The organism is Duganella sp. AC237 (genome assembly GCF_979254035.1).
This window is the reverse complement of record NZ_CEEDEW010000003.1, coordinates 998,305-1,015,409: the sequence shown is the minus strand read 5'-3', so window position 1 is coordinate 1,015,409 and position 17,105 is coordinate 998,305. Positions and strand designations below refer to the sequence as shown.

Annotated in this window: 12 protein-coding genes and 1 pseudogene; 4 read left to right on the top strand and 9 right to left on the bottom strand. The window is 63.8% G+C overall.

The window, feature by feature from the left end; genetic code table 11:
* Positions 1-3 precede the first annotated feature (3 nt).
* From kdpD to AC0IYS_RS04835, 5 genes are read right to left on the bottom strand one after another with little or no spacing between them, the layout of a single operon-like run.
* The gene (kdpD, locus tag AC0IYS_RS04855; RefSeq protein WP_471708797.1) at positions 4-2,793 is read right to left on the bottom strand and encodes a two-component system sensor histidine kinase KdpD; all 2,790 of its coding nucleotides are present in this window, start codon (positions 2,791-2,793) and stop codon (positions 4-6) included.
* Between the two features lie 15 nt (positions 2,794-2,808).
* Positions 2,809-3,399 carry a potassium-transporting ATPase subunit KdpC gene (kdpC, locus tag AC0IYS_RS04850; RefSeq protein ID WP_471704113.1) on the bottom strand — a complete coding sequence of 197 codons (591 nt, stop codon included), beginning with the start codon at positions 3,397-3,399 and terminating at the stop codon, positions 2,809-2,811.
* 10 nt (positions 3,400-3,409) lie between these two features.
* Positions 3,410-5,494 carry a potassium-transporting ATPase subunit KdpB gene (gene kdpB, locus AC0IYS_RS04845; protein WP_471708796.1) on the bottom strand — a complete coding sequence of 695 codons (2,085 nt, stop codon included), beginning with the start codon at positions 5,492-5,494 and terminating at the stop codon, positions 3,410-3,412.
* A gap of 33 nt (positions 5,495-5,527) precedes the next feature.
* On the bottom strand, positions 5,528-7,345 hold the full coding sequence (kdpA, locus tag AC0IYS_RS04840) for a potassium-transporting ATPase subunit KdpA (RefSeq protein ID WP_471704112.1): 1,818 nt from the start codon (positions 7,343-7,345) through the stop codon (positions 5,528-5,530).
* A complete protein-coding gene (locus AC0IYS_RS04835) occupies positions 7,345-7,434 on the bottom strand; it encodes a potassium-transporting ATPase subunit F (protein WP_471704110.1) in 90 nt (29 codons plus the stop codon). The genes kdpA and AC0IYS_RS04835 overlap by 1 nt, the downstream gene beginning before the upstream one ends.
* 338 nt (positions 7,435-7,772) lie before the next feature.
* Here AC0IYS_RS04835 and dapA point away from each other — a divergent pair, with 338 nt between their 5' ends.
* Together dapA and AC0IYS_RS04825 are read left to right on the top strand one after the other, a co-directional pair.
* On the top strand, positions 7,773-8,717 hold the full coding sequence (dapA, locus tag AC0IYS_RS04830; RefSeq protein WP_471704109.1) for a 4-hydroxy-tetrahydrodipicolinate synthase: 945 nt from the start codon (positions 7,773-7,775) through the stop codon (positions 8,715-8,717).
* A complete protein-coding gene (locus tag AC0IYS_RS04825) occupies positions 8,714-9,286 on the top strand; it encodes a hypothetical protein (protein WP_471704108.1) in 573 nt (190 codons plus the stop codon). The genes dapA and AC0IYS_RS04825 overlap by 4 nt, the downstream gene beginning before the upstream one ends.
* Before the next feature lie 90 nt (positions 9,287-9,376).
* On the opposite strand, the gene AC0IYS_RS04820 is transcribed toward AC0IYS_RS04825, so the two are convergent.
* Together AC0IYS_RS04820 and AC0IYS_RS04815 are read right to left on the bottom strand one after the other, a co-directional pair.
* Positions 9,377-10,144: a TorF family putative porin gene (locus tag AC0IYS_RS04820; RefSeq protein WP_471704107.1), complete on the bottom strand. Its 768-nt coding sequence runs from the start codon at positions 10,142-10,144 to the stop codon at positions 9,377-9,379.
* A 54-nt stretch (positions 10,145-10,198) separates the two neighbouring features.
* Positions 10,199-10,528 (bottom strand): hypothetical protein, encoded by a 330-nt coding sequence (locus tag AC0IYS_RS04815; RefSeq protein WP_471704106.1) that lies wholly within the window; start codon positions 10,526-10,528, stop codon positions 10,199-10,201.
* A 223-nt stretch (positions 10,529-10,751) separates the two neighbouring features.
* Between AC0IYS_RS04815 and AC0IYS_RS04810 the strand changes: the two genes are divergently transcribed.
* Complete coding sequence (locus tag AC0IYS_RS04810; RefSeq protein WP_471704105.1) at positions 10,752-12,749, top strand: DNA topoisomerase IV subunit B; 1,998 nt, start codon at positions 10,752-10,754, stop codon at positions 12,747-12,749.
* Positions 12,750-12,761: 12 nt separating this feature from the next.
* Positions 12,762-15,170: a DNA topoisomerase IV subunit A gene (parC, locus tag AC0IYS_RS04805; protein WP_471704104.1), complete on the top strand. Its 2,409-nt coding sequence runs from the start codon at positions 12,762-12,764 to the stop codon at positions 15,168-15,170.
* Positions 15,171-15,292: 122 nt separating this feature from the next.
* Here the strand turns inward: parC and AC0IYS_RS04800 are convergent, their stop codons facing one another.
* Both AC0IYS_RS04800 and AC0IYS_RS04795 read right to left on the bottom strand, forming a co-directional pair.
* The gene (locus AC0IYS_RS04800; RefSeq protein WP_471704103.1) at positions 15,293-15,772 is read right to left on the bottom strand and encodes a hypothetical protein; all 480 of its coding nucleotides are present in this window, start codon (positions 15,770-15,772) and stop codon (positions 15,293-15,295) included.
* A 158-nt stretch (positions 15,773-15,930) separates the two neighbouring features.
* Positions 15,931-17,079: pseudogene (locus tag AC0IYS_RS04795) on the bottom strand (IgA Peptidase M64); the annotation flags it as partial.
* Positions 17,080-17,105 lie beyond the last annotated feature (26 nt).

Here is a 17,105-nt window from a genome sequence, read left to right as displayed (position 1 = left end):
ATATCAGCTATCCTGTTCCAGCTCGTGCATCTCCGGCATTTCCGGCGGCGTGCCAAGCGGCAGCGAGATCGCGAAGCCCGCGCCGCCCAACGGCGACTGCGCCGCCGCGATGCGTCCGCCGTGCGCCTCGACGATGGCGCGGCAGATCGCCAGCCCCAGGCCCACGCCAGGCTTGGCCGATTCCCGTTCGCCGCGCGTGAATTTCTCGAAGATGGCTTCCTCGCGTCCGGGCGGCAAACCCGGACCGTCATCATAGACCAGGATATTAATCCAGGCGCCGTGCAACTCGGCGGCGATGACGATTTGCGAGCCGGGCGGCGTATATTTGCCGGCGTTTTCCACCAGGTTGCACAGCACCCGTTCGATCAGCACCGCGTCGTAGCGCAGCAGCGGCAGGTCGGACGGCAGCCGGGTGCGCACCACGTGGCCTTTTAATAGCGACGCGCTGGCGCGCAGCGCGCTGCCCACCACTTCCTCCAGCGGCTGCCATTGCAGGTTGAATTTCACTTCCCCGCTCTGGATGCGCGCCATGTCGAGCAGATTCGAGACCAGGGCGCTCATGCGCAGGGCCTCGTCGTGCAGCGCGGCCGCCATATCCAGTTGCGAGGGCGCCAGCGCCGGTTTTGAGCCGGCCAGCGATTCGGACAGGCCGACCAGGGACGTGAGCGGCGTGCGCAGGTCGTGCGACAACGCCGCCAGCAGCGAATTGCGCAGCCGCTCGGATTCCATGTTGACCAGCGCGTTCTGCGCCACTTCGATGTAGTGCACCCGTTCCAGCGCGATGGCGGCCAGCGCGGCGAAGGTGTCGAGCTGCTGCCGCTGCTCGGGGATCAGTATCCAGCGCGCGTTTGCCGGTTCGATTGCCAGTACGCCGCGCGTGCGCATCGGCGCTTCGAGCGGCAGGTAAAAGATCCGGCTGGCTGGCAGGGTGCCGGTGCCCAGGCCCGCGCTTTCGGCGTGGTCGAACGACCATTGGGCGATGCCGATGTCGAGCGCGGAGCGGTGCCCGATATAGGCGGCATCGACGGCCTGGATAGCGTCGCCACCGTTTCCGGGAGGCGGCATCCGCAGCCTGCCCTCGTCGTCCGGCACCATCAGCGTGGAGCGGGCGCGGAAGGCGCGCTGAATCGCCGCCTGTGTGGTCCCGAAGATTTGCTCGGTTTGCAAAGCGCCGGACAGTTCACGCGCGAACTCATAGAGTGCGCGCGAGCGCTTCTCGCGCTGTGAGGCGATGCGCGCCTCGAAACGCAGGCCGGCGGTCAGGTGGCCGGTGATCAGCCCCACCGCGAGCATGACGACAAAGGTAATCACGTACTGGAAATCCGTCACGGCGAAGGTGAAGCGCGGCGGAACGAAAAAGAAGTCGAAGCAGGCCACGCTGACGCAAGTGCCCAGCACCGACGGTCCGCGACCGAAGCGCACCGCCACCAGCACCACCATCAGCAAAAACAGCATGGCGATGTTGGCCAGGTCGAGCCAGACCGCCAGCGGCGTGGCCACCAGCGCGGTGGCCACGCTGGCCAAGGCGGCAATCAGGTAGCCGGCGGCCCGGCTGCGCAGCCAAGGCACTTTTACCCCGGTGTCATCGGCATCGGCGGGCAAGTCGTCGGCGTCCCGGCCGATGGGAAGCGGCGATGCCGCCTCCGGCTCCTTGCTTGCGCGGCCGATTTCGATCAGGTCGAGGTCCGGCGCGTAGAGCGCCAGGCGCTTGATGTGCGGCGGGCGCCAAGGCCACGTCGGATGGGCGCGGCCGACCACGATCTTCGACAGGTTGCGGCTGCGCGCATATTCCACCGCCGCCATGGCGATGTCGCGCCCGGAAATGACCGCCGTGGTCGCGCCCAGGCTCTCCGCCAGCTTCAGGGTTTTGAGGATCTGCTCGCGCCGCGCGGCGGGCAGCCGGTGCAGCGACGGCGTTTCGACATAGATCGCGTGCCAGCCGGTGCCCAGTTGGCCGGCCAGCCTCGCCGTGCTGCGCACCGTATGCTCGCCGCCGGGACGCGGGCCGACGCAGGCCAGCAGCGCGGCGCCGGTCTTCCAGATGTCGGCAATCGATTGCTCGACGCGGTAGGCGCGCACGTCGTCCTCGACCCGGTCGGCGGTGCGGCGCAGCGCCAGCTCGCGCAACGCGATCAGATTCCCTTTGCGGAAGAAGTTTTTCGACGCGCGCTCGGCCTGCTGCTCCTGATAGACCTTGCCGCTTTTGAGGCGCGCCAACAGTTCGTCGGCCGGGATATCGACCAGCACCACCTCGTCGGCCTGGTCGAACACCGTGTCGGGCACCGTCTCGCCGACGCGGATGCCGGTGATGCCGCCGACGACGTCGTTGAGGCTTTCAAGGTGCTGCACATTGACGGTGGTGAGCACGTCGATGCCGGCGTCGAGCAGTTCCTCGATGTCCTGCCAGCGCTTGGGGTGGCGCGAGCCGGGCGCGTTGGAGTGCGCCAGTTCGTCCATGAGGATCAGCGGCGGGCGCCGGGCCAGCGCGCCATCGAGATCGAATTCGCTCAGGGTTTTGCCGCGATAGTCGATGCGCTTGGGCGGCAGCACGTCCAGGTCCTCCAGCATGGCGGCGGTCTCGCCGCGTCCGTGGGTTTCGACAACGCCGACCAACACCTCCTGCCCTTCGGCCTGCAGCTTGCGGGCGGCGGCCAGCATCGCATAGGTCTTGCCGACGCCGGCGGAGGCGCCGAAGTAGATGCGCAGCTTGCCGCGCGCCGCCTTGCGCTCCTGCGCCTGCACCTGCGCCAGCAGCGCATCGGGGTCGGGTCGTTGGCTCTCGTTGGGGAACATGGACATGCGCTGATTTTACCCCTTGTCGGCGCTTGCCGCGCCGTCCAACGCCAGATTCAGCGCCAGCACGTTGACCCTCGGCTCGCCGAAGAAGCCGAACACCTGGGCGATCCGGTGGCGGTCGATCAGCGCCAGCACCTCCTTGGCAGGCAGCTTGCGGACGGCGGCGATGCGGCCGGCCTGATAGCGCGCGGCGGCCACGCTGATCTCGGGATCGAGGCCGCTGGCGGACGCCGTCACCAGATCGACCGGAATCGGAGCGCTGTTGGACGGATCTGCCGCCTTGAGCGCGTCGATACGGCCCTTGACGGCATCCAGCAGCGCGGGATTGTTCGGTCCCTGATTGGAGCCGCTGGAGCCGGCGGCGTTGTTGGGCATCGGCCCGGTGGCCGACGGACGGCCCCAAAAATACTGCGGCGACGAGAACGACTGGCCGATCAGCGTCGAGCCGACCTGCTTGCCGCCGGCTTCCACCAGGCTGCCGGCCGCCTGGGCGGAAAATGCTGCGGCGCCGATGCCGGTGACGGCGAGTGGATAAATCACGCCGCAGATCAGGGTCAAGGCACTGAAGACGACGACGGCGGGACGAATTGCGGAAAACGACATGATGAACTCCTTAAACCAGGTTGAGCGCCGACAGCAGCAGGTCGATGGCCTTGATGCCGACGAACGGCAGGATTATGCCGCCGACGCCGTACAGCAGCAGGTTGCGGCGCAACAGCGCGACGGCGCCGATGGCGCGGTAACGCACGCCCTTGAGCGCCAGCGGAATCAGCGCGACGATGATCAGCGCGTTGAAGATCACCGCCGACATGATGGCCGACGACGGGCTGGCCAGGTGCATGATGTCGAGCGCCTTCAGTTGCGGGTAAGTGCCGACGAAGGCCGCCGGAATGATGGCGAAGTACTTGGCGATGTCGTTGGAGATGGAGAACGTCGTCAGCGAGCCGCGCGTCATCAACATCTGCTTGCCGATTTCGACGATCTCCAGCAGCTTGGTTGGATTCGAATCCAGATCGACCATGTTGCCCGCCTCCTTGGCCGCCTGCGTGCCCGAGTTCATCGCCACGGCGACATCGGCCTGCGCCAGGGCCGGCGCGTCGTTGGTGCCGTCGCCGGTCATCGCCACCAGACGTCCCTCGGACTGATAGCTGCGTATCAGTTTAAGCTTGTCTTCCGGCGTCGCCTCGGCCAGGAAATCGTCCACGCCTGCCTCGGCGGCGATGGCGGCGGCGGTCAGCTTGTTGTCGCCGGTGATCATGACGGTCTTGATGCCCATGCGGCGCAACTCCGCGAAGCGCTCCTTGATGCCGCCCTTTACGATGTCCTTCAACTCGACGACGCCCATCACGCGGCCGCCGTCGACCACCACCAGCGGCGTGCTGCCGCGACGCGAGATGTCGTCGACGGCGCGGGTCACTTCCGCCGGATACGGCAAGCCGAGCACCTCGACGTACTTGCGCACCGTGTCGGCCGCGCCCTTGCGGATTTCGCGGTCGCCGATATCGACGCCGCTCATGCGGGTTTGCGCGGTGAACGGCACAAACACCGCGTTCAGCGACGCCATCTCGCGCTCGCGCAGGTTGAACTTCTGCTTTGCCAGCACCACGATGCTGCGCCCTTCCGGCGTTTCGTCGGCCAGCGAGGCCAATTGCGCGATATCGGCCAACTGCTGGTCGGTCACGCCGGGCGCCGGCACGAACGATGATGCCTGGCGGTTGCCGAGCGTGATGGTGCCGGTTTTATCGAGCAGCAGCACGTCGACGTCGCCGGCCGCCTCCACGGCGCGGCCGGAGGTGGCGATCACGTTGGCCTGCATCATGCGGCTCATGCCGGCCACGCCGATGGCCGACAGCAGGCCGCCGATGGTGGTTGGGATCAGGCACACCAGCAGCGCGATCAGCACCGTGATGTTGACCGGCGCGCCGCTGCCGCTGGCGGCCACGGAAAACAGCGAAAACGGCAGCAAGGTCACGGTCACGATCAGGAACACGATGGTCAGGGCCACCAGCAGGATCGTCAGCGCGATCTCGTTTGGCGTTTTCTGGCGCTTGGCGCCTTCGACCATCGAGATCATGCGGTCGAGGAAGGTCTCGCCCGGATTGGCGGTGACTTTGACCACCAGCCAGTCCGACAGCACGCGCGTGCCGCCGGTGACGGACGAGAAATCACCGCCGGACTCGCGGATCACCGGCGCCGATTCGCCGGTGATGGCGCTTTCGTCGACCGACGCCACGCCTTCGATCACTTCACCGTCGATCGGGATCACGTCGCCCGCCTCCACCAGGATGTAGTTACCCTTGCGCAGATCGAGCGCGGGCTGCGGCAGCCAGGTGGTGCCGTACTTTGGGCTGGCCAGCTTCTTGGCGACCACGGTTTGCTTCAGGCTGCGCAGCGACGCCGCCTGCGCCTTGCTGCGGCCTTCGGCCATGGCCTCGGCGAAGTTCGCGAACAGCACCGTGAACCACAGCCAGACGGTGATCGCGAGGATGAAACCGGGGCTGGTCTCGCCCTTGCCCAACAGCGCCTGCACATACAGCAAGGTGGTGATGATGCTGCCGACGTAGACCACGAACATCACGGGGCTGCGCACCTGCGTGGCGGGGCTGAGTTTGCGGAACGAGTCGGCGATGGCCGGCATCAGCAACTCGCTATCGAACATGCCCTGCTTTTTGACCGGTGGATTGGTAAAGATGGTCATCTCTTTTTGGATAGTCTGCGACATGGTGATTCCTTATTTTGCAAACAGCTGCAAGTGGTCGACCACTGGGCCGAGCGCGAGCGCCGGAACATAATTGAGCACGCCGACCAGCGCCACCACGCCGCACAGCAGGCCGATGAACATCGGGCCGTGGGTCGGCATGGTGCCGGCATTCGCCTGCAAGCGGTTTTTACCGGCCAGCGAACCGGCGATGGCCAGGATAGGCACGATCATCGCGAAGCGACCGAACCACATCGCCACCGCCAGCATGCTGTTATAAAACGGCGTATTGGCGGACAGGCCGGCAAAGGCGCTGCCGTTGTTGTTGGCGGCGGAGCTGAACGCGTACAGGATCTCGGAGAAGCCGTGGGCGCCGGGATTGGCGATGCCGGCCTTGCCGGCGTCCGTCATGACGGCGATGGCGGTACCGACCAGCACCAGGGTCGGCGTCACCAGGATGGCGATGGAGGTCATCTTCATCTCGTATGCCTGGATCTTCTTGCCCAGGTATTCCGGCGTGCGGCCGATCATCAGGCCTGCGATGAAGACGGCCATGATGGCGAAGATCAGCATGCCGTACAGCCCCGAGCCGACGCCGCCGAAAATCACTTCGCCGAACTGGATCAACAGCATCGGGATCATGCCGCCCAACGGCATGAACGAATCATGCATGGCGTTGACCGCGCCGCAGGAGGCGGCCGTGGTCACGGCGGCGAACAAGGCCGAGGCGCTGATGCCGAAGCGGGTTTCCTTGCCTTCCATATTGCCGCCCGATTGCAGCGCGCTCATGGCCTGGTCGACGTTGAGCGCCTGCAGCGCGGGATGCGCCTGCTGCTCGGCGCCCAGCACCACGACCGTGGTGGCGACGAACAGCAATGTCATCGCGGCCAGGACCGCCCAGCCCTGGCGCGGATCGCCCACCATGCGGCCGAACGCGAAGCACAAGCCGGCAGGGATCAGGAAGATGGCCAGCATCTGCATGAAGTTCGTCAGCGGCGTCGGATTCTCATACGGGTGTGCCGAATTGGCGTTAAAGAAGCCGCCACCGTTCGTACCCAGCATCTTGATCGCCTCCTGCGAGGCGACAGGTCCCATGGCGATGGTTTGCGTTTTGGCGGTCAGCGTTTCGGTGACCGGCTCGCCCTTGGCGTCCTTCAGCGGCTGTCCATCAGCGCCGACTTTGGGCTGCGTGTAGGTGACCGGATCGAGCAGGGTTACTTCTTTATACGCGGAGAAGTTCTGGATCACGCCCTGCCCCATCAGGAATACGGCGAACACCAGCGACAGCGGCAGCAGCACATACAGCGTCGAACGGGTGGCGTCGACCCAGAAGTTACCGATCGATTTGGCCGAACGTGAAGAAAAGCCCCGGATCAGCGCATAGGCGACAGCCATGCCGGTGGCGGCGGAGAAGAAATTCTGGCCGGTCAGCGCCAGCATCTGGGTTAGATAACTCATAGTCTGTTCGCCGCTGTAGCCCTGCCAGTTGGTGTTGGCGACAAAGCTGACGGCGGTGTTGAACGACGAGTCGGGGCTGACGTTGGCAAGGCCCTGGGGATTGAGCGGCAGGAAGGCCTGAACCCGCTGAAGCGCGTAGACAGCTAAGGCGCCGATGCCGTTGAAGGCCAGCAGCGCGATGGCGTATGCTTTCCAGTTCTGGCCTTCGGGCTTGCCATCCTGGCCAGCGATGCCCGCGGCGCGGTACAACAGCGCCTCGATCTTGCCGATCCAGCCCATGCCGGGGATGGCATTGCCGTTGCCGACGCGCGTCAGCAGGATGCCGAGCGGGTAGGCCAATGCGATGACGGCGGCCAGGAACACCACCAGCAGAACGATCGATTGCATGGTCATCACAGTTCCTCCGCTTTCAGCAACGCGACGATCAAATACACCAGCAGGCCGCCGGCGGCGGCGGCGCCGATCACGTAGAAGAGGCTCATGGCTGGCCTCCCAGCTTGTCGCAACCGGCGGCAAACGCCACGGTCACGGCGAAGAACATCACCATCGCACCGATAAATACTATGTCCATCACACCCTCACAGGTCTTGTTTTGATACTGGGAAGGTTAGCGGGAAGGGTCTAAAGATTTTGTAAAGACTTGGAGGGGCGGTGTAAACAAACCGTAAAAATTTGGTGTTCCGGTACGCGCTTATGCCTTGCGCTTCTGCCTTGCGCTTTTGCCTTGTTTACACGCTGTTTACGCCCCCGGCCACACTCTTTAGAGAATTTTTACAAGCCTCGGCATAAGCTTGAAGTGTTACCACTACCCGAAAAGATCATGCTTACCTCCATTCGCGGCATCTGGGTGCCGCTGGCCACACCGCTGCATCATGGCGAAATCGATCTCGCCGCCCTACAAACGCTGGCCGACGGCCTGATCGCCGACGGCGCCCATGGACTGGTGGTGTGCGGCACCACGGGTGAAGCGTCGCAGTTGGACATCGACGAGCAGGACGCCGCGCTCACGGCGGTGCTGGAGGTGGCACACAAGCGCTGCCCGGTTCTGATGGGCATCGGCGGCAGCGACACCTTCGCCGCCGCCGGCAAGGCGCTGCGCTTCGACGACTCCGGCCTGGCCGGCTATCTGGTCTCCACGCCGGCCTATGTGCGGCCATCGCAGGATGGTCTGGTGCGCCACTTCGAGACGATCGCCGACGCCACGGCGCAGCCGATCGTTCTGTATAACGTGCCGGCGCGCACCGGCGTCAATCTGGAGCTGGCCACAGCGCGCCGTTTGGCGGTCAACCCGCAATTCATCGGCATCAAGGAAGCCGGCGGCAGCTTGCAGCAGATGACGGAGCTGGTGCGCCGCACGCCGCTGTCGATGCTGTGCGGCGACGATGCGCTGCTGTTCGCAGCCTTGTGCGGCGGCGGGCATGGCGCCATCTCGGCCGCCGCGCATATCCGCGTCGATTTGTATGTGCGGCTATACGATCTGGTGCGCGCGCAACGCCTGACGGAGGCGCGCGATCTGTTCGACCATCTGCTACCGATTATCCGGCTGCTGTTTTCGGAGCCGAATCCGGCGCCGCTCAAGGCCGCGCTGTCGATCCAGGGCCGGATGAGCGACGAATTACGCCTGCCGATGACACCCGCCAGCACCGAATGCAAGCTTGGCATCGCTGCGGCGCTGGAGGAGCTGGAAGACATTCCAGTCTATCGTTCGGACGCGGCGGCACAAGCAGCCACGCGTGCCTGTACTGCAGCGGCGGAGGTGGCATGATCGTCGCGCTAACGGGCATGGACGGCAATCGGGACGTCTCCGATCTGGCCGAGGAACTGGCGTTGTTGCGGGTGGCGGCCGGCAATCGCGTGCTACTGGTCTGCCCCGATCCCGGCGCATACGATCCGCAGCTATACGATGATTTGGTGGTCGATGCGTCGCAATTTGTGGATTCAGGCGCGTCGCCGACGTCGGGTAGCGCCAAGGCCGATGCGGCCTTGGCGCGTGCAGGCGTGATCGTGGCGCTGCTGCGGCGGGAGGAACTGGAGCGCCCGAACCACGCGCCTTTGCTCGAGCGTCTGCTCGAGGCGCAACGGGCCAATCCAGGTGCGCGCGTGCTGGTGACGGTGGCGCATGGCAGCGTGCCGTTGTCGGCGCATCAGACAGGGTGTGTGCTGGTGTTTGTGGCGCAGTTGCGGGGCGCGCGGCTGGCGGACATGCTGATTCTGGACGAGCAAGGCGCGTATCACTCGCACCATAGCGAGCTGGAACCAGCGATGTACAAGGCTGCTAACGTGCTGTGCGCGCCGGAAGTGCGGCACCTGTACCGGGAAGTATTCCACGCATAATCCGGCACCGCTGGACCCAAAACCATCGCAGGGTCGTACCCCGTGGGGGTACGACCCTTGCCCGGATTTACGGGAGAGTGCTAGAAAAGATCAAAAGACCTTGCTGATCATTAGCTGTAGCGCTGTTTTGCCGAGGAACTTGCCATTGGCTGGCGAGGCGTACGCCGTCTTGTCGGCATTCGTGCCGATCACCGCCAGCGCACCGGTGACCACGCCGAAGTCCTTGGTGGCGCCGACCTTCCAGTCGGTGTAGCTCGAGGCGTCGTTGTGCTTCACCTTCTGGTGTCCGGCGTGCAGGTTGACGGTGAAACCGTCACCCGCGTCGATATTGGCGCCGACGTCCACATAGCCGCTGTTTTTGCTGTCGATGAAGCCGAACAGATTGGTCACCGCGTGCGAGTACTTAATATAGGCGGGGCCAAACCCGAGCTGCCCGTAGATCTCGGTGGTGTCGGCGTTGGCGAAGCCGCGCACGTTTTTCAGGTCGTTGGACGGATACACGTAGGTGAGCACGCCCACGTCGTACGATACCGCCTCGCTGACCTGACCGCGCTTGCCCGCGTAGATATCGACTTCGACATCCCCATCGCCACCCGCATCCTTGGTCCATTTGATGGTCGACATCCAGACGCCGGCATACAAACCGGTCGGATTGTTCACATAGTCGGCGCCGCCCTGCAGCGCGGGCTTGAGGCGCGTCTGCGAAATGCCCCGGTAGCGGTAGTCCGACACGACAGCGGCGTTGAAGCTCGTTTCGTTATCGGCCTTGGCGACGGCGGCCGGCGCGGCATCCTCGGCGCGGGACTGGCAGCAAACGAATGCGGCGCTGACGACGGCGGCGAGTAGTAATTTGTTCATAATGCGGTTCTTTCTTTCAGTGGTTGGAACATCCTGGAATGGTATTCGCCGCGATCAAAGCGCCGGCCGTTCGACAAAGCGTCCGAATTCGGCGCCGGGCAGCGACCGCATCACCGTCTCCATCACCCGCGCCACCATGGCCGTGCCGACGCACAGCCACACTTTCATGCGCGCGCCATGCTCGCAGGCCTCGATGCGCATGAATTCCAGCGAGTCGCCGCACAGGCGCATGACCATTTGGCGCAGCGCCGTCACCGCCTCGGTGTCGACCGTCAGCTGCATCACGCAGGTGCGCGCCGCGGCCGGCGCGAAGCGACGTCCGCGCGCGCCGGCGGACCAGATCGAGCGGCGCTGGGCGCTGCGGGTGTGAGAAAAAGCGTGCATATCGAACTCCTGATTGATCGTTGCGATACGAATCAGCTTATCGAGGCGCCCGTAAAAACGGTCTAAAAAGTCACGCCCCCGTTGTAAACATCGTGTATAAATTGGCCCGCAGCTATTTTTTGTCCCGTTTTAGGCCTCGATCGCGTCCGGTTGAGGATAGAATACGCAAACGAACGTATAAAACTGTACATAAACCCAGTATTAAAATCACAAGCTTGAACGTATGGCCACTAAAAAACCAGTTTCCGATTACAGCGAATCATCCATCCGGGTCCTCAAGGGCCTGGAACCAGTCAAGCAACGTCCGGGCATGTACACCCGCACCGAAAATCCGCTGCACATCATCCAGGAAGTGATCGACAATGCCTCCGACGAGGCGCTGGGCGGCCATTGCAAGAACATCGTCGTCACGCAAAACGCCGATGGCAGCATCACCGTCGAAGACGACGGCCGCGGCATCCCGGTCGGGCTGCACCCTGAAGAAGGCGTGCCGACGGTGGAAATCGTCTTCACCCGCCTGCACGCCGGCGGTAAGTTCGACAAGGGCTCGGGCGGCGCCTACGCCTTCTCGGGCGGCCTGCACGGCGTCGGCGTGTCGGTCACCAACGCGCTGTCCAAGCGCCTGGAGATCACCGTCTGGCGCAAGGAACCAGATGGCACCGGCCTGCACAAGCTGGCCTTCGAGCACGGCGACGTGGTCGAGCCGCTGTCCTCCGTGGTCGCGCCGCGCGACGGCAAAAAGTCCGGTACCCGCGTCACCGCCTGGCCGGACGCCAAATACTTCGACTCGCCCGCGATCTCGCAGACCGAACTTCAGCGCCTGCTGCGCTCCAAGGCGGTGCTGCTGCCCGGCGTGACCGTCACCCTGGCCAACGCCAAGACCGGCGAATCGCAAACCTGGCAGTACAACGACGGCTTGCGCGGCTATCTGACCGAGGCGCTGGCGCAATCGACCGACGGCGAGACCCTGATCCCGCTGTTCGAGGGCGCGCAGTTTGCCGGCCCGGACGCCGAAGGCTTCGCCGAGGGCGAAGGCGCGGCATGGGTGGTGGCGTGGACCGAGCAAGGCGCCGTGGTGCGCGAATCCTACGTCAACCTGATTCCAACGCCGAACGGCGGCACCCACGAATCGGGCCTGCGCGATGGCTTGTATGGCGCGGTTAAGAATTTCGTCGAGATGCACTCGCTGCTGCCGAAGGGCGTCAAGCTGCTGCCGGAGGATGTGTTCGCGCGCGTTTCGTTCGTGTTGTCGGCCAAGGTGCTGGACCCCCAGTTCCAGGGCCAGATCAAGGAACGTCTCAATTCGCGCGACGCCGTGCGCCTTGTGTCGACCTACTCCAAGCCTGCGCTGGAACTGTGGCTGAACCACCATGTCGACTACGGCAAAAAACTGGCGGAGCTGGTCATCAAACAGGCGCAATCGCGCCTGCGCTCCCTGCAAAAAGTCGAAAAGAAGAAATCGTCGGGCGTGGCCGTTTTGCCGGGCAAGCTGACCGACTGCGAATCGACCGACGTCCATCGCACCGAATTGTTCCTGGTCGAGGGTGACTCGGCGGGCGGTTCGGCCAAGATGGGCCGCGACAAGGAGTTCCAGGCCATCCTGCCGCTGCGCGGCAAGGTGCTCAACTCGTGGGAGACGGACCGCGACCGCCTGTTCGCCAACAACGAGATTCACGACATCTCGGTGGCGATCGGCGTCGACCCGCACACGGCCGACAGCACGCCGGATCTTTCCGGTCTGCGCTACGGCAAAATCTGCATCCTCTCCGATGCGGACGTCGACGGCTCGCACATCCAGGTACTGCTGCTGACGCTCTTCTTCAAGCACTTCCCCGGCCTGATCGCCAACGGGAATATCTGCATCGCGCGTCCGCCGCTGTACCGCGTCGACGCGCCGGCGCGCGGCAAGAAGCCGATCCAGAAGCTGTACGCGCTCGATCCGGGCGAACTGGTGGCCATCGAGGACAAGCTGCGCAAGGACGGCCTGAAAGAAGGCGCCTGGTCGATCTCCCGCTTCAAAGGCCTGGGCGAGATGAACGCCGAACAGCTGTGGGAAACGACGATGAATCCGGACACCCGCCGCCTGCTGCCGGTGTCGCTGGGCGCTTTCGCCCACGGCGAATCGGCCGCGCGCTTCAATATGCTGATGGGTAAAGGCGAAGCCGCCGCCCGCCGCGCGTGGATCGAAGAACATGGCAACGAAGCCGAAGCCGATATTTAATTTTGAACGACTATGACTCAAGCAAATCTCTTTGACGAATCCGCGGCAGCGCCGGCCCAAGCCGGCCAGCCGCCGCAGCCCCCCGTGCCTCCCGTTCCGCCGCAAGGCGGCGACGGCGACGGCCCGCCCGATGGCGGCGATGGCGGTGACGGCGGCGAAACGCTGACCCTGTCCACCTTCGCCGAACGCGCCTACCTCGATTACGCCATCTCGGTGGTCAAGGGCCGCGCGCTGCCGGACGTGTGCGACGGCCAGAAGCCGGTACAGCGCCGCATTCTGTACGCAATGAACGAAATGGGCCTGAACCCGACCGCCAAGCCGCGCAAATCGGCCACCGTGGTTGGCGACGTGCTGGGTAAATTGCACCCGCACGGCGACCAGTCGGTGTACGACGCCATGGTGCGCATGGCGCAGGACTTCTCGCTGCGCTATCCGCTGGTCGACGGCCAGGGTAACTTCGGCTCGCGCGACGGCGACGGCGCGGCGGCGATGCGATACACCGAGGCGCGGCTGACGCCAATCGCCAAGGTGCTGCTCGACGAGATCAATCTCGGCACCGTGGAATTCCAGGCCAACTACGACGGCTCCACCGAAGAGCCTTGCCTGCTGCCGGCGCGTCTGCCGATGGTGCTGCTGAACGGCGCCTCCGGCATCGCGGTCGGTCTGGCGACGGAAATCCCGTCGCACAACCTGGGCGAGGTCACGCAGGCGGCCGTCGCCATGATCCGCAATCCGAAGATCTCGCACAGCGAGTTGATGGCGCTGGTGCCGGGTCCGGACTTCCCGGGCGGTGGCCAGATCATCACGCCGGCGGCGCAGATCAGCGAGATGTACGCCAACGGGCGTGGCAGCATGAAGGTGCGCGCGCGCTGGAAAATCGAAGAGCTGGCGCGCGGCCAGTGGCAGGCGGTGGTCACCGAACTGCCACCGGGCACCTCGTCGCAGAAAGTGCTCGAAGAGATCGAGGAGCTGACCAATCCCAAGATCAAGATGGGCAAGAAGGCGCTGTCGCCGGAACAGATGGCGCTCAAGTCGCTGATCCTCAACTCGCTCGACACCATCCGCGACGAATCGGGACGCGCGGCGCCGGTACGCCTGGTATTCGAACCGAAGTCGAAGAATCAGGATCAGACGGAATTCATGCTGATGCTGCTGGCGCATACGTCGCTCGAATCGTCGGCATCGATCAACCTGGTGATGATCGGCGGCGATGGCCGTCCGCGCCAAAAGGGCCTGGGCGAGATTCTGCAGGAATGGATAGACTTCCGCTTCATCACCGTCACCCGCCGCACCAAGTTCAAGCTGGGCAAGGTCGACGCGCGCATCCATATCCTGGAAGGCCGCGAGACCATCCTGCTGAACATCGATGAAGTGATCCACATCATCCGCAATTCGGACGAACCGAAAGCGGCGCTGATGGAGCGCTTCCGCCTGTCGGACATCCAGGCCGAAGACATCCTGGAAATCCGCCTGCGCCAACTGGCACGTCTGGAAGCGATCAAGATTCAGCAGGAACTGGCCGAACTGCGCAAAGAGAAGCAGCTGTTGCAGGACCTGCTCGACAATCCAGCGTCGATGAAGCGCGCCATCATCAAGGAAATCGAAGCCGACACCAAGCAATATGGCGACGCCCGGCGCACCTTGATCGAAGAAGCGCAGAAAGCCGTGGTCGAACAGAAGGTGGTGGACGAACCGGTCACCGTCATCATTTCGGAAAAAGGCTGGATACGCGCCCGCACCGGCATCGGCCACGACGCCACGCAATTCACGTTCAAGGCAGGCGACACGCTGTATGGCGCATTCGAATGCCGCACGGTGGACAACCTGCTCGCCTTCGGCAGCAACGGCAAGGTGTACTCGGTGCCCGTGGCCGCGCTGCCCAACGCACGCGGCGACGGCGTGCCGATCACCACCCTGATCGACCTGGCTTCCGGCGCGCGCATCCAGCATTACTTCGCCGGACCGGCCGCCACGCAACTGATGATGGCCACCAGCGCGGGCTTCGGCTTCATCGCCAAGGCCGGCGACATGGTCAGCCGCATCAAGGGCGGCAAGGCCTTTGTCACCCTGGACGAAGGCGACGTGCCGCTGCCGCCTGCGGTGGTGGCGGACGGCGCCAGCGCTGTCGCTGTGTTGTCGGCCAACGCGCGGGTGCTGGTGTTCGGCATGGACGAAATGAAGGTGCTGACCAACGGCGGCCGTGGCGTCATCCTGATGGAGCTGGACGACAAGGAGACCTTGATCGCGGCCAAGCCGATCAGCCAGAAAGGCGTGATCGTCTCCGGCATCGGACGTGGCGGCAAGGCGCAGGAAGAGCGTCTGTCGGCATCGGCCCTGGCGGTCCACTTCGGCAAGCGCGCACGCAAAGGCAAAGCGCTGGCGACGAAGATCAAACCCACATCGCTGACGCCGATTATCTAGCACTACGGGTTTGGGGTCGGACCCGTAGGGTCCGACCCCGCTTTGCTGTGCGGGTTTGAATGCGATAAAAAGGCGAAAAAAAAGACGAGCATTGCTCGTCTTTTTTATTGCCTAGCTAAGAATTAATGCTTAGCTGCGGCTTCTTTGACTTCGGCAGCCGATTTGGCTTTCACTGCGTCGGTCTTGTTGGCGGCCAGCGCTTTGTCTTCGGTGGCGTCAACGGTTGCCTTGATCGCTTTGGCGTCGGCTTTCACGGCCTTTTTGTTGGCCTTTTCTTCGGCTTTAGCGATGTTCTTTTCGCCTTTGGCGGCGGCTTTGGCTTTGTCTTCTGGATCTGCCTTGGCGATTTTTTCGTTCGCTTTGGCGGCTTCCACATTTACTTTAGCCTGGGCTTCGTCGTGGGTCTGGTTGGCTTTAGCGACGGCCTTGTTGGCTTTCTTGTCGGCTTTGGCATCAACTTTCATCTCTTTCTGTTCAGCCTTGGCGACGTCCTTGTTGGCTTCTTGCTGCGCCTTGGCGACTTCGTTGGTCTGTGCAGGGGTCTGTGCGAAAGCTGCGGTTGCGAACAGGCCGGCGATCAGGGTAGCGATGATTTTGCTCATGATATTTCCTCTCAAGTTTAATTTGGATGCGTTCTTATCTTATTAAGGCAGGGCCTCGGGCCTTGCCTGCGTCGCGCTCTTGTTTAGAAGCGCCAGATCACGTATCCAGAATAGCAACCCAAGCCGATGTGCTCTGTACGGTAGCGTACTAAAACCGATTATTCGCTTTTCGGCCGGGAGTAGAGATCGATGATGGTGCTGATCCCGTCCGCGCACACGGAACAGAATTTGTCGCTGCGGTCGAACATAATGCACTGCATCTCGGGACGGTAATATCCCTTGGCCTCGTAGTTGGCTCCCTCGAAGGCGCCCACCACGTGCCGGTTCGGATCGCGCGAGAACAGTTCGTTGGTGTGCTGAAGGTCCTTGTGGAACAAGGCGCTCATCTCCGACTCCGGCCGGTCTGCCTTGCGCAGCGCGACGCGCTCCTTCTGGTACGCGCGGGACGCCGCCTCGTAGTCGTCCTTCTTCCACGGCGTCGGCAACGGCGTGCCCTCCTTGACGAACTTTTTCCACTTTACGTTGGCCGGATCGTGCAGCGCCGTCGCATTCGGCTCCCAAGGCTCCGGGCGCGTGGCGCCGCCGGTGGCGTAGGCCACCGGCGAGGTGTAGTACTCGTCCGCCAGTCCGGCGAAGTGGTGGCCGAATTCGTGCACGAACAGATAGTTGGCCCAGTCGTTGTTGGCCGCCGCTGTGCTGAACTGGCCGAAGATGCCGCCGCCGCCATAGGTGTCGTTGTTGACGAGGATTTCGATGAATTCATAGGGCGCGTTCTGCGCCAGTTCGCGCAGCGCGCGGTTGTCGGTGGTCAGCACATAACGCTCGCTGCCGAAGATGTCGTAGCGCGTGCCCAGCGGCGAGGCGTGGTGCACGCCGGTCGATGGCCGCGACACGCCCGATTCCTGCGTCGGCAAGGCCAGCGCCCAGACGTTGAAGTCCTTGGCGCGCTCCTTGAACGGCGAGGTATTAAACAGATGGTTGGCCAGGCGGCGCGCGGTCGCCTCGAACTTCTTCATCTCGCCGGCCGTGTAGCCGTCGCCCAAAATCAGCAGGTCGACCTTGTCCTTCGACGGGCCGTTGACGCGGATGCCGATCGGCTTTGCCGGCGCGGGCGCCTGCTTGCGCACCACGTCCATCGCGTCGGTATCGACGCTGGTCGTCCACACCACGGAGAAGGCGCCGCGTTCGTCGCGCTTGAGGATGCGCACCTTCACCGGCTTGTCCGGTTTCGGGAAGCGCACCGACTCCTGGAAGCCGCGATTGGTCTTGCCGGCTTCCTCGGTGCTGGCCCATTCCGCGAACACGGTCAATATTAGGGAGAAGCACTATTATT